Consider the following 13,457-nt stretch of genomic DNA (forward strand, 5'->3'; position numbering starts at 1 on the left):
GCCGAAGCCCCTGGGAACACGCCGGCTTGATCGCGATGATCCGTCGCCGGCTTCCGGGGAGGAACTCAGAAGAAGCCGACCTTGTTCGGGCTATAGGACACGAGCAGGTTCTTGGTCTGCTGGTAGTGATCGAGCATCATCTTGTGGGTCTCGCGACCGATGCCCGACTGCTTGTAACCGCCGAAGGCGGCACCAGCCGGATAGACGTGATAGCAATTGGTCCACACACGGCCCGCCTCGATGCCCCGGCCGGCCCGGTAGGCAATGTTCGTATCGCGGCTCCACACGCCCGCGCCCAGACCGTAAACCGTGTCATTGGCGATTTCGAGCGCTTCTTCCACCGTCTTGAAGGTGGTGACGGAGACAACGGGACCGAAGATTTCCTCCTGGAAAATCCGCATCTTGTTGTTGCCTTCAAAGACGGTCGGCTGAATGTAATAACCGTCCTTCAGATCACCCGTGAGCGTCTTGCGGTCGCCGCCGGTCAGAACCTTGGCGCCTTCCTTCTTGCCGATCTCCAGATAGCTCATGATCTTGTCGAACTGTTCCTGCGACGCCTGCGCGCCCAGCATGGTCGACGGATTGAGCGGATCGTCCTGGCTGATGGCCTGCACGCGTTTGATCGCCTTTTCCATGAAGCGGTCATAGATCGATTCATGAACCAGCGCGCGTGAGGGGCATGTGCAGACCTCACCCTGGTTAAGCGCGAAGAAAGCGAAACCTTCGAGCGCCTTGTCGAGGAAGGCATCGTCCTCGTTCATCACATCGGCAAAGAAGATGTTCGGCGACTTGCCGCCCAGTTCCAGCGTGATGTTGGTGACGTTGTCGGCCGCATAACGCATGATTTCCTTACCGACCGAGGTGGAGCCGGTAAACGCGATCTTGGCGATGCGGTTGCTCTGCGCCAGCGGCTTTCCGGCTTCAAGGCCCGTGCCGTTGACGATGTTGAGGACGCCGGGCGGCAACAGATCTTCGATCAGTTCCATCACGACAAGAATGGAGGCCGGCGTCTGTTCGGCCGGCTTCAGCACCACGCAATTGCCGGCGGCAAGCGCCGGCGCAAGTTTCCACGCGGCCATCAGGATCGGGAAGTTCCACGGAATGATCTGGCCGACGACACCGAGCGGTTCATGGAAGTGATAGGCGACCGTGTCATTGTCGATTTCGCCGATCGTGCCTTCCTGTGCACGGATGCAGCCCGCGAAATAACGGAAATGGTCGATCGTCAGCGGAATATCCGCATTGGTCGTCTCGCGCAGCGGCTTGCCGTTATCCCAGGTTTCGGCCCGCGCGATGAGATCGAGATTGTCCTCGATACGCTGGGCGATCCTGAGCAGGATGTTGGAGCGTTCCGTTACGCTGGTCTTGCCCCATTTGTCGCGGGCCTTGTGTGCTGCGTCGAGCGCGAACTCGATGTCAGAGGCATCCGAGCGGGGAACTTCGCAGATCTTGTGGCCCGTGACCGGCGAAAGATTATCCATGTAGCGGCCGGATTTCGGCTCCACCCATTTGCCGCCGATGTAATTGCCATATTTCAGCTTGAAGGGCGCTTCGCCCGCTTTCTGCTGAACCTGAATATTCATGATTTCATCCTCCCTGATGAAAACGATCCGCGACGGACCGCATGGGAGAAAGGTGAGCCTAGATGGCGCTGTTCGGTAGAGGGGCGGCGCTGTTCCGCAGCGCACATTGTCTCACATCTGCGACAAAGGCGCTTCGATCCGGCATGATTGGCCGGATCGCAACCGCTTGGACCTTAATGCACGTCGAATTTCTTCATCTTGCGATGAAGCGTGGCGCGGCTGATGCCGAGCAGCGAGGCGGCCTGCGTGACGTTGCCGTTGGTGCGAGACAACACACGCCGAAGCGCCGAGCGTTCCGCTTCCGCAAGGTCGGAACCGCTGTCGTGGCGCTGCTCCTGCAGAATATCCGCAGCGGGCAGGCCCTGCGCGATCAGGGTATCATCGAGCTTCAGCGCAAGGCGTGCGGCGCGGGTTGCACCCAGCACAAGATCGTCCTGATCCACCGCAAGCAAAGAAAGCGCCGCGCCAAAACCACTCGGCACCACAACGATGCGCGCGCCCGGAAAGGCGCGACGGAAAAGATTACCCTCGATGCGCTGCGCCGCATCCTTCACCGCCTGGGTGACGAAGGAGAAGGTCATCTCGTTGATATCATCGCGGCAGGTGGAAATATCGAGTGCGCCCGTCACCCGGCCGGTATGGTCACGAATGGGCGCCGTGGTGCAGCAGAGTTCGGTATTCGACGTGAAGAAATGCTGGTCGCGATAAACCACCACCGAACGCTCATCGACGAGCGCCGTGCCGATACCATTGGTACCCACGCTCGCCTCACTCCAGACAGCGCCGGACCAGAGACCAAGCGCTCGGAACTCTCGGTCATCGCCGGCCGCACCGCGTCTTTCCAGCGCAACACCCTGCGCATCGGTCAAAAGCAGGCAGCAGCCGGATTTGCCGACACTTTGGAAAATGCGGTCAAGTTCATCCGTGCTTTCGGCAATCAGGCCGGCCGCACTTTCACGGGCGCGGCGGAATTCATACTCGCTGAGAAAGATCGGCTTGCGGTTTTCCTCCGGTGCAAGATGATGTTTGACCATGCAACGACGCCAGGAGGCGACAATCGGAGAACTTGCGGCGGCGGAACGGTGGCGCGCGGTTTCATACACGCGTTCCGCATGGGCGATGTCTGTCGGCATACGCTCCTCCCAAAGCTTTTCGACGATGGTGCGCTGGAAGCGTTCACGTTTCAACAAAAAATTTCGCGACCACCATTGCCGGGCGCAACCGCGGGCTGCGCCAGACTATCGGACCGCCTTGAAATAACGCCGGCCGGCGCTCGCTTCCGTTTCATCCTCGGCCGAGAGAAACGTATCGTCCACGAGATTGGCGATGGAGGTCAACGGTCCGGGCTTGCCGAAGAAGAAGCCCTGCACCTGCAGGCAGCCTTCGCGCCGCAGGAACTCGATATGGGCCTTCGTCTCGACCCCTTCCGCAAGCACCGGAATATTGAGGCTGTGCGCCAGAATGAGCGTCGAGCGAACGATCGCCTCCGACTGCACGTTGGTCGACAGGCCATCAATGAAGGCGCGGTCGATCTTGATCTTGTCGAAGGGGAAACTCTGCAGGGTCGAAAGCGAGGAATAACCCGTGCCGTAGTCGTCCATCGCGATCTTGACGCCGAGCGACTTGAGTTTGCGAATGGTAAGGAGCGCGTGGCGATGGTCGGCGATAATGCTGCCTTCGGTGATTTCCAGCTCGAGCCTTTCCGGCGCAAGCCCCGTCTCGGCAATAATTTTCTCAACCTTGTCAGGGAAATCATTATCCGCAAGCTGCTGCGGCGCGACGTTTACGGCGATGGCAAGCGATTTTTTCCACTGAGCGGCCTGCACGCAGGCTTCTCGCAGAACCCATTCGCCCAGTTCGACGATAAAGCCGGTCTGTTCCGCGATCGGAATGAATTCGGTCGGGGAGACCATGCCGCGTTCCGGATGGTTCCAGCGCAAAAGCGCTTCGAAACCAACAATGCTGCCGCTTTTGGTGTCGTTCTGCTGCTGGTAATAAAGCTCGAACTCGTTATTGGCGAGGCCGCTGCGCATGGCGACGGCAAGCACGTTACGCTCACGCGCGGCCTCGTCCATGGATTTGTCGTAAAAGCAGATCGTATCGGAAGTACCGCTTTTTGCCCGGTACATGGCGACGTCAGCCTGGGCCATCAGCGTATCGGCATCGATGGAGCCGGTATTGCGAACCGATATGCCGACACTTGCACCGACCGAAAATGTCTGCCCGTTCCATTCCACCGGCTTGCTGATCTGCTCGATCAATCGCTGGGCGAACTCCGCGCCATCGGCGCGGGTATAATAGGAATGGGTCATCGCCACGAATTCATCGCCGCCCATGCGCGCCAGGAACTCCCCGGCTTTCAGCACGGAACTCGCGCGGTCGGCGATGGCGCGCAGCACGGCGTCGCCCGCCGCATGGCCATGCACGTCATTGATTTCCTTGAAACGGTCGAGATCGATTGACAGAAGCGCGGTATGCGCGCCCAGCGAGACATGGCGCGTGCGACGATTGAGATGTTCGATGAATGCCGCCCGGTTGGGAATGCCCGTCAGCGGATCGTGCAGCGAGAGATGGCGATAGCGGGCAACCGCCTGCTGGGTGGACTGGGCGTCGATGACATAGGTGGAAAGCCCGAGCGCCAGAAGCAGCAGCGTCACCGCAATGGCGCCTCCGCCCATGATGGCCGGCGGCAGCAGATTTTCCGGAATGATGATGCGCGGGTCAAACGCGAAGGACATCGAGGCCATGCCGGTATAATGCATCGAGGCAATGGCGAGGATGAGAAACGCCACCGCGCTATATTGGCAGAAACGGTTGAGAGGCCGGGCAATGCGATTGACCGCAATGGCGCCGAACACCGCCCCTAGCACCAGCGAGGCGATGACATAGGCCTGATCCCAGAAAATCATGCCCTGAACATTATAGGCCGCCATGCCGGTGTAATGCATGGCCGCAATGCCGAGGCCGAGGATCATGCCGCCAGCTTCCACCAGCACGCTGCGCCCGCCATAGGCGGAAATGCCGAAGCCGGCAGTCGTTGTGGTAATGGCGATCAGAAGCGATAGCCCGGTCAAATAGGGATCGTATCCTACATCACCCGCGGCGACATAGCCCAGCATCGCCACGAAATGGGTGGTCCATATCGCCGCCCCGCCATTGACGCCCGCCAGAAACAGCCAGTTGACCTTCTGCACCCCCGTTGCCAGACGTGCTTTTGAAAAAAGGCGCATCGAAACGAAACTACCCAGCATGCAGACGAAGACCGCTGCGACGGTGTATCGATAGTCGTGATCGATGGTGAGGCACTGGAGAACTTTGAGCATTGTCATCTACGCAATTGGAATTCTGCGCAGCCATATCATTCGCCAAGTTTTCACCCGGTTTATGTGGATGGATAAGCATATATTAAAAGTTGCAACACACGGATGAATTAGTGAATACTAATAAAATTATAAAGCGGCACCCGTGAAAACGGGGCCACTCTTGTCTTTGGCTTCCGTTTGTATTATAGCGCCCGCACCCGTGTAGACACCCTTGGAGGCAACGCGGGCGGGATGGCCCTTGGCCTCTCCGGTTCAGGCCGCTTCGTTCGGCATGAACTCTCCATATAACCTCGAAAGGAATTGCCATGAGCAAAGAATCGTATGAGCTCAAGGCCGAGGCGCGCGAACGAGTTGGTAAGGGGTCCTCTCGTGAACTTCGCCGCAACGGTTTGATTCCCGCTGTCATCTATGGTGACAAGCAGGCCCCCATTTCCATCGCCCTGTCGACCAACGAAGTCACCAAGCGTATCCATGCTGGCGGTTTCATGACGACGGTTGCGATCATCGACGTCGACGGCAAGAAGATCAAGGTTCTCCCGAAGGATTACCAGCTTGATCCGGTCCGCGACTTCACCATGCACGTCGACTTCCTGCGCGTTTCGGGCAACACGCTCGTCAACGTTGAAGTTCCGGTTCACTTCGTCAACGAAGAAAAGTCGGACATCAAGATCGGCGGCGTTCTGAACATCGTTCGTCACACGGTGGAATTCCACTGCCCGGCCAACGACATTCCGGAATTCATCACCGTTGATCTCGCTGGTCTGAAGATCGGCGACAACGTTCACATTTCGAATGTGAAGCTGCCGAAGAACATCACGCCGGTTATTGCCGACCGTGACTTCACGATCGCAACGATCGTTGCTCCGGCTGGCGGCGTCGCAGAAGAAACGACTGAAGAAGCTTCCGAGGAATAATCGGCGGCCGCAAGGCCCGATAGCTTTGAAGAATGAGGCCCGTTCCGTTTTCGGAACGGGCCTTTTAGTTTTTATGAACTTTAAAACCAGAAAGCTTGCCGCCCACGCATGATACGGAACCCGTTTCAGCGTCGATTAACACTTCCATGAAACGATACCCTTGCGCTGTCGTGGAACACCGGCCGGGCTGAGGAAATGGGATGGGAAAACAGGCTCTTGCCGAAAACCTTCGCAAAACCTCTCCGGATGGACGAAGCGGGCGCAGCAAGTCTGGGGCAAAGGGTAGCTGCAATCGAACATGGCTCATTCCGTCGAAAGTCGCTTTATCGCGATTGTTTCCGGCGCACTTCTTACAGTGGTCGCCCCGCTCTTCACGCTTTTGCTGACGCTTTCCTACCACGAAGCCATTCGCAGCCAGCGTAACCACCTTGAAATTCTGCTGTCGACCAATGCACAGGCGCTTGCCCGCCCCCTGTGGGACCTTGATGACGACACCATAAACCAGATTACCGGCACCCTCGTTTCCGACCCCGTGATCCGCATGGTCGAGGTCAAGGATACATCCGGCCAGCTCGATATCGTCCAGACCGCCGGCAGCGACATCATTCAGGATGCCGCCTCGACGACGCGTGAGGTGACCTACAAGACCACGAAAGGCTCCGTCACGGTCGGGCAGCTCACGGTCTATTATGACGATATCAGCCTTCTGACCTCTCTCAGCCGCAACGAACTGGCCTTCATCACGATTTTCATCCTCGCCGTCCTCGCCATCGTTCTTGCCGCCGTCGCCGGCAACCGCTTCATGGTCATCCGCCCGCTGATGCGGCTGGCGGCCGCGATAGAGGCAACGCGGCGTCTCGGTTCGCGCCATCACGTCGACTGGCGCTCGAAGGACGAAATCGGCCGGCTGGCGAAAAGCTTCAACGAAATGCAGACACAGCTCGAAAAGGAAGAGCTGGAGATCAAGAACGCGCACGAGCGAAAGACGGAAATCTACAACCGTACACCCGCCATGCTGTTCTCCCTCGACAGGCACGACCGCATCGCCGCCGTCAGTGACTATTGGGTGCAGGCGACGGGCTACGACCGTACCCGGATACTCGGGCTGAATTTTGCCGATCTCATCCACCCCGATGACCGGCTTCTGTTTCAGCAGCGCAAGACGGCGCACCCCTTGCCCGATACCTCGCATAGCGGCATCACCGTGCGTTTCCATTGCATGGATGGCAGCGTCATGGACGCACTCATCCTCGAAAAGGCCCTTGATTCCGGCGATGCTGCGCATCAGAGCACATGCCTCTGCGTCATGACCGACGTGACCGAACTGCGCCAGTCGGAAAAGCGCAATCGCCAGCAGGCCATTTCCGACCATCTGACCGGCCTCTTCAACCGTCAGGGCTTCGAGGCCATTCTCGATCTGCAGATCCGCGATGCGGATCGCAACGGCAGCGAACTCGCCTGCCTCTTCATCGACCTCGACCGGTTCAAGGCGATCAACGACAATCTTGGCCATGCCGCAGGCGACGCTGTTCTCAAACAATTCACGCTGAAGCTCGAGCCACTGCTGACGCCGCTGGACAGCGCATCGCGTCTTGGCGGTGACGAATTTGCCATTCTTCTGGCCGGCGACAAGGTGGAAGAGCGCGCCCTGCAATTCTGCGAGCGTATCTGCACCATGTTGGATACGCCCTTCGAGATCGAGAACAACAGCATACGTCTCAGTGCCAGCATCGGCATGGCGGTCTATCCCCTGCACGCCTCCAGCGCGTCAGAGCTTCTGCAGAATGCCGACATGGCGATGTATACCCGCAAGCGGACGGGCAAGAACGGCTCGCAGGTCTTCGACAGCTCGATAATGGACCGGGCCCGGGAACATGCAGAACTGGAGCGGGATATCTCGCAGGCGCTTTCCGAGGACTGGTTCGAAGCCTATTTCCAGCCGATTCAAGATCTCTCAACCGGCCAGACGGCTGGTTTCGAGGCGCTGCTGCGTCTCAACCACCCGGACAAGGGCCTGCTTTCTCCGGCCGCCATTGTCAGCCTCGCGGAAGAAAACGGCACCATCCAGCGCATCGGCAATGTCATTCTCGATCAGTCGATCGCCAATCTCGCCAGACTGTCGCGCCTGCCGGGCATGGAACAGACCTATGTGGCCGTGAATTTCTCGCCGCTGCAATTCGAACCGGGATTGCCGACGCGCATCGCCGGTGTTCTGCACCGCCACGGCATTCTTCCCAGACGACTGGTCGTCGAGATCACCGAAGCCGTCATCATGAAAGACGATCCGCAAATCCGGGCGATCCTCAATGCCATCCATCAGCTCGGTTGCCGCATCGCGCTGGATGACTTCGGCACGGGTTATTCCTCGCTCAGCTATCTCAGCCGTTTCCCGGTCGATATCGTCAAGATCGACCAGTCCTTCACCCGCTCGATCTGTGATGACACGATGGAAATCAGGCAGCGAAACCGCATGCTGGTCGAAGGCATCGCGGCCATCTCGCACAAGATGAATTGCGTCGTCATTGCAGAGGGCGTCGAGACGGAAGAGCAGAAGGAACTTCTGACCGATATAGGCGCGGATTTCGGGCAGGGTTATTTCTTCGCACGCCCGCAGCCGGTCGAAAGGCTGATCACCTCCCTCGACATCGCGTCCGGGAAAAGCCGCATTGCGGCGCGGCAAGCGTGAACCGGCAGGGGGCCGCAATGGGATTGATCCGCTTTTGCCTGATCTTTCTTGCTCTCGCCGCTCCGGCCAGCGCGGCCAAGCTCTTCCTGACGACCGAGGTCTACCCACCCTATAATCTGCAGGCGAGCGACGGCAGCGTGCGCGGCGTCTATTTCGACCAGCTCAAGATCGTGCTCGAGGATACCGGCACCAGTTACGAGGTCGCCGTCATGCCCTGGGCGCGAGCCATTGCGTTGGCCAGCACACAGGCCATGCATTGCGTCTTTGCCGCTGCGAGAACACCGGAGCGGGAAAAGCAATTCAAATGGGTCACGCCGATCCATATCGACCGCAATATCCTCGTGGCGCGCCGCAAGGCGAATGTCGAAGCCTCCAGTCTTGATGAGGCCAGGAAATATCGGGTGGGAACCCAGCGTGGCGACTACACCGAAGCGCTGCTGCAAAAGCTCGGTTTCCCGCAGGTGGATGTCGGTGCGGATTTCGAGATCACGCTTCACAAGCTGGAAGCCGGCCGCATCGACCTGATGCCCATGTCTGAAAGCACTTTCAAGAGCCTGCCCGCCGATACGTTCAGGGAGGTGATAACGTTTACGCGGCAACAGCTTGGGCTTGCCTGCAACAAAAGCGTGCCCGACGAGGTCATCGCAAAATTACAGGCCCGGCTGGACCGGCTGATCGCCGATGGAACGCAGCAGCGGATATTCGACCGCTACAATCTCGTCAGCCCCTGACCCATCCAAACTGCATAAAAAGCCCTAAATCCATAAAAAGATTGACAGCCGGCGGATTTCGGGGTGGTGACAACAGCATCATCTGGCAACATGCGGACATGCCCCATGAAGATCATCGCAGGACTCGGCAATCCCGGCGCGCAATATGCGGGAAACCGCCACAATATCGGCTTCATGGCCGTCGATGCGCTGCAGCGCCTGCCTTCTTTTGCGCCCTGGTCGAAGAAATTCAAGGCGGAGATTTCCGAAGGCGAGATCGGTGGCGAAAAGGTCCTGCTGATGAAGCCGCTGACCTACATGAACCTTTCGGGTGAATCCGTCGGCGAAGCCATGCGCTTCTTCAAGCTTGCACCCGCAGACATCATCGCCATTCATGATGAACTTGATTTGCCGGCCGGCCGCGCCCGCATCAAGACTGGCGGCGGTCATGGCGGCCACAACGGCCTGAAATCGCTCGACGCCCATTGCGGCAAGGAATACCGCCGCCTGCGCCTCGGCGTCGGCCATCCCGGTGACAAGGAGCGGGTGCACGGTCACGTCCTCGGAGACTTCGCCAAGGCCGACCGCGTCTGGCTCGATCCGCTTCTGGACGCCATTGCTGACAACGCCGCAATGCTGGTGAAAGCAGAGGATTCACAGCTGATGAACAAGCTGGCGCTCGCCACGGGCAGTAAGCCGGAAGCCGAGAAACCGGCCAAGGCAGCCAAACCCGCCGCGCAATCCCATATCCATCAGGCACGCAACAGCGCCCAGCCGAAAAAACTGCCGGAAACCGGCCCGATGGCCGAAATGTTGAAGCGTATGTTCGGCAAGAAGGACTAGATCACGAATGTCTTCGGAGACCATCGTCCTGCGCGAAGCCCAAGCCGGCGATCTGGCTGGACTGCTTGAACTTTACCGGGCGCTCAATCCGTCCGATCCGGAAATGACGACAGAAGAAGCAGATACGGCTTTCGCGACCATGCTCGCCCAGCCGGGCCTGACCGTGTTTCTTGCGACCGAAGGCGGAGAAGCGGTCGCCACCGCCACGCTGCAGATTGTTCCGAACCTGACGCGCGCCGCCCGTCCCTATGCCCTTGTCGAAAACGTGGTGACGCTGGAAACCCGTCGCGGCCGCGGATATGGCCGGGCGGTCGTGCGCCATGCCGTCGAGGTCGCTTTTGCGGCGAATTGCTACAAGGTGATGCTGCTGACCGGCCGGCAGCGCCCGGAGGTCCATGCATTTTATGAAAGCTGCGGCTTCGTGCAGAACAAGACGGGTTTCCAGATAAGGCAGGATTAACGCTCACTCCTCGGGCTCGGTGGTGAACATCAGCGGAAATCCCGCTTCCTTGCCGAGATCGGTCGCTTCCTTGGCCTTGGTCTCGGCAATATCGCGTTCGCAGACGACGACAACCGCGCTGCCGAAGCGATGCGCCGTCATCATCACCCGGTGGCCGGTCTCCTCGCTCATACGGAAGATCGCCTTCAGGACCACGGTTACGAAATCGCGCGGCGTATAGTCGTCATTCAGCAGAATGACCTTGTAGAGCTTCGGCCGCTCCAGCTTTGGTTTGACTTTCGGTTTTGGCTTGAGATCGACAGGACTGTCACTCATCATGGCCGCTCGTGCCTGTCGCTCATCGCGGTTGTTCATGGGAAACCCCGTTGATGACGAAAGATCGATCGCTTGACCCGCTTATATTGCGCCGCAACCACGCCATCGGCAAGCCTGCCCGAAATTCCTCACCATTAAAGGGGCTTTGCCCACCCAAATCGGCGCGCGGGCTTGACCTTGCCCTGCCCTTTCCGCAAAAGGCTCCTCAACGAATTCTTTCAAACGGACAGGTTTCAAGCCATGGGCTTCAAATGCGGTATCGTTGGATTGCCAAATGTCGGCAAGTCCACTCTCTTCAACGCGCTGACGAAAACGGCAGCGGCACAAGCCGCCAACTATCCCTTCTGCACCATCGAGCCGAATACCGGCGAAGTGGCGGTTCCGGATGCGCGCATGAAAATCCTCGCCGACATTGCCGGCTCGAAGGAAATCATCCCTACCCGCATCTCCTTCGTCGACATCGCCGGCCTGGTACGCGGTGCATCGAAGGGCGAAGGCCTCGGCAACCAGTTCCTCGCCAATATCCGCGAAGTGGACGCCGTGGTTCACGTTCTGCGCTGCTTCGAGGATGATGACATCACCCACGTCGAAGGCCGCATCAACCCCGTGGCCGATGCCGAAACCATCGAGACCGAGCTGATGCTCTCCGATCTCGAAAGCCTTGAGCGCCGCACGGAACAGACCCGCAAGCGCGCCACCGGCAAGGACAAGGAATCGCTGGCGCAGCTGCCGCTGATGGAAGCTTCGCTGAAGCTTCTGAACGAAGGCAAGCCGGTCCGCACCCTGCTCTCCACGCTCGATGCCGAAGAACTGCGCATCCTTCAGGGCCTCAACCTCCTGACTGCGCACCCGGTTCTCTACGTCTGTAACGTCGCGGAAAGCGACGCCGTCGACGGCAACGAACACACCAAGGCCGTTGCCGAAATGGCGAAAGCCCAGGGCGCAGAATCCGTCGTCATCTCCGCGGCGATCGAATCCGAAGTCGCACAGCTTCCCGATGAAGAGTCGAAGGAATTCCTCTCCGCCCTCGGCCTCGAAGAAGCGGGCCTCGACCGTCTGATCCGCGCCGGCTACAAGCTGCTTGACCTCATTACCTATTTCACCGTTGGCCCGAAGGAATGCCGCGCCTGGACCATCGAGCGCGGCACCAAGGCCCCGCAGGCCGCCGGCGTCATCCACTCCGATTTCGAACGCGGCTTCATCCGCGCCAATACCATCGCTTACAACGACTATGTCGCCTTCAAGGGCGAAGTCGGCGCGAAGGAAGCCGGCAAGGCCCGCGATGAAGGCAAGGAATATGTGGTTCAGGATGGCGACGTCATCCACTTCCGCTTTAATACCTGATCTGGGTTGAAATGGGGACGGTCGGGGCGTAGTCGCCCGGACATCGCGGCTTGTTTCTTCTCCCCGCCGGGGAGAAGTTGGCCAGAAGGGTCGGATGAGGGGGCAAGCTCTCCGGATATCACGACCCTTGCCCCCTCATCCCGCTGCCGCGACCTTCTCCCCCTCGGGGAGAAGGTGAAAGGCGCACCCGCTCGCCCAAACGCCTCTTCACGAATATGATCGCACCCTAGATTTGACCTTTACGTAAAGGGAAAAATCATCTTAGATGCGCCGACCTTGACTGTGCGAAGGGAGGACGCCATGACGCCGGTCGCGACTTATGCCTATGAGGATTTTCCCGTAGGGCAGGAATTTCCCCTTGGACCGCAATCGATTTCCGCAGAGCAGATCGTTGCTTTCGCCAGTGAATTCGATCCCCAACCCATGCACCTGTCCGAAGAAGCCGGGCGCCAGAGCATTCTCGGCGGGCTCGCGGCTTCCGGCTGGCACACCTGCAGCCTGCTGATGCGGATGATGGCCGACAGCTATATCTCGGACTCGACCTCACAGGGCAGCCCCGGCATCGACTACGTCGACTGGAAGAAACCGGTTCTGGCTGGTGATACGCTTTCGGGAAAATCCATCGTGCTGGAGCAGCGCCCTTCCGCTTCGCGCCCCGGCATCGGCCTCGTGAAATTACGCCACGAGCTTTATAACCAGCGCGGCGTTCTGGTGTCGCACGGGGAAAACACCGTCATGTTCCTGATGCGCGGCAATGGAGGCGTTACGGCATGAAACTGGCAGAACTTTCCCCGATCGGCGAACGCGTCACCCTCGATACGCTGCATTTTTCCGCCGAAGACATTATTCGCTTCGCCCGCGATTTCGATCCGCAGCCTTTTCACCTCGATGCCGAAGCAGCCAAGAACAGCGTTTTCGGTGGGCTTTGTGCTTCCGGCTGGCACACCGGTGCAGGCTGGATGAAATGTTTTCTCTCTCACTGGATGAAAGAGGTAAAAAGGTTGAAGCAACAGGGCCTGGAGCCGCCAAAACTCGGCCCCTCCCCCGGCTTTCGCGAACTCAAATGGAAAAAACCGGTCTTCGCCGGAGACGATGTCACCTACTTCGTCACCCTGCTCGACACCCGCCCATTGGAATCAAGGGCCGGCATCTGGTTGAACACGACCTTCAATGAGGGCGTGAACCAGTCTGGAGACACGGTGCTGACCTTCCGCAGCGGGGTGCTGGAGTTCGAATAGGGGCTGGCCCATATCACCCCGCCGCGATAGCTTCAAAGCAG

The 13,457-nt window shown here is 59.0% G+C and carries 12 protein-coding genes; 8 read left to right on the top strand and 4 right to left on the bottom strand.

Annotation, left to right across the window (positions count from 1 at the left end):
* Positions 1 to 65: 65 nt before the first annotated feature.
* From adh to DA915_RS11100, 3 genes are all read right to left on the bottom strand, one after another.
* Complete coding sequence (gene adh / locus DA915_RS11090) at positions 66 to 1,583, bottom strand: aldehyde dehydrogenase (RefSeq protein WP_060727437.1); 1,518 nt, start codon at positions 1,581 to 1,583, stop codon at positions 66 to 68.
* A 173-nt stretch (positions 1,584 to 1,756) separates the two neighbouring features.
* On the bottom strand, positions 1,757 to 2,716 hold the full coding sequence (locus tag DA915_RS11095; RefSeq protein ID WP_060725261.1) for a helix-turn-helix domain-containing protein: 960 nt from the start codon (positions 2,714 to 2,716) through the stop codon (positions 1,757 to 1,759).
* Positions 2,717 to 2,821: 105 nt separating this feature from the next.
* The gene (locus tag DA915_RS11100) at positions 2,822 to 4,906 is read right to left on the bottom strand and encodes a bifunctional diguanylate cyclase/phosphodiesterase (protein WP_107675828.1); all 2,085 of its coding nucleotides are present in this window, start codon (positions 4,904 to 4,906) and stop codon (positions 2,822 to 2,824) included.
* 305 nt (positions 4,907 to 5,211) lie between these two features.
* On the opposite strand from DA915_RS11100, the gene DA915_RS11105 reads away from it, so the two are divergent.
* The 5 genes from DA915_RS11105 to DA915_RS11125 all read left to right on the top strand — a co-directional run bounded on the left by DA915_RS11105 (position 5,212) and on the right by DA915_RS11125 (position 10,519).
* A complete protein-coding gene (locus DA915_RS11105) occupies positions 5,212 to 5,820 on the top strand; it encodes a 50S ribosomal protein L25/general stress protein Ctc (protein WP_004430287.1) in 609 nt (202 codons plus the stop codon).
* 298 nt (positions 5,821 to 6,118) lie between these two features.
* A complete protein-coding gene (locus DA915_RS11110; RefSeq protein ID WP_107675829.1) occupies positions 6,119 to 8,506 on the top strand; it encodes an EAL domain-containing protein in 2,388 nt (795 codons plus the stop codon).
* A gap of 17 nt (positions 8,507 to 8,523) precedes the next feature.
* Positions 8,524 to 9,237: an ABC transporter substrate-binding protein gene (locus tag DA915_RS11115; protein ID WP_004430279.1), complete on the top strand. Its 714-nt coding sequence runs from the start codon at positions 8,524 to 8,526 to the stop codon at positions 9,235 to 9,237.
* Positions 9,238 to 9,342: 105 nt separating this feature from the next.
* A complete protein-coding gene (pth, locus tag DA915_RS11120) occupies positions 9,343 to 10,059 on the top strand; it encodes an aminoacyl-tRNA hydrolase (protein WP_020011362.1) in 717 nt (238 codons plus the stop codon).
* Between the two features lie 7 nt (positions 10,060 to 10,066).
* Entirely contained in the window at positions 10,067 to 10,519 is a 453-nt protein-coding gene (locus DA915_RS11125) for a GNAT family N-acetyltransferase (protein WP_020809881.1), read from the top strand.
* A 3-nt stretch (positions 10,520 to 10,522) separates the two neighbouring features.
* On the opposite strand, the gene clpS is transcribed toward DA915_RS11125, so the two are convergent.
* Positions 10,523 to 10,834 carry an ATP-dependent Clp protease adapter ClpS gene (gene clpS, locus DA915_RS11130; protein WP_026363868.1) on the bottom strand — a complete coding sequence of 104 codons (312 nt, stop codon included), beginning with the start codon at positions 10,832 to 10,834 and terminating at the stop codon, positions 10,523 to 10,525.
* A 240-nt stretch (positions 10,835 to 11,074) separates the two neighbouring features.
* Here clpS and ychF point away from each other — a divergent pair, with 240 nt between their 5' ends.
* The 3 genes from ychF to DA915_RS11145 all read left to right on the top strand — a co-directional run bounded on the left by ychF (position 11,075) and on the right by DA915_RS11145 (position 13,416).
* Positions 11,075 to 12,178 carry a redox-regulated ATPase YchF gene (gene ychF / locus DA915_RS11135; RefSeq protein WP_004430264.1) on the top strand — a complete coding sequence of 368 codons (1,104 nt, stop codon included), beginning with the start codon at positions 11,075 to 11,077 and terminating at the stop codon, positions 12,176 to 12,178.
* Positions 12,179 to 12,478: 300 nt separating this feature from the next.
* On the top strand, positions 12,479 to 12,952 hold the full coding sequence (locus tag DA915_RS11140; RefSeq protein WP_004430261.1) for a MaoC family dehydratase: 474 nt from the start codon (positions 12,479 to 12,481) through the stop codon (positions 12,950 to 12,952).
* The gene (locus tag DA915_RS11145) at positions 12,949 to 13,416 is read left to right on the top strand and encodes a MaoC family dehydratase (RefSeq protein ID WP_004430258.1); all 468 of its coding nucleotides are present in this window, start codon (positions 12,949 to 12,951) and stop codon (positions 13,414 to 13,416) included. The genes DA915_RS11140 and DA915_RS11145 overlap by 4 nt, the downstream gene beginning before the upstream one ends.
* The last annotated feature ends 41 nt before the right edge of the window (positions 13,417 to 13,457 follow it).

Source organism: Agrobacterium sp. LAD9 (assembly GCF_003031125.1).
Lineage (GTDB): Bacteria > Pseudomonadota > Alphaproteobacteria > Rhizobiales > Rhizobiaceae > Agrobacterium > Agrobacterium radiobacter.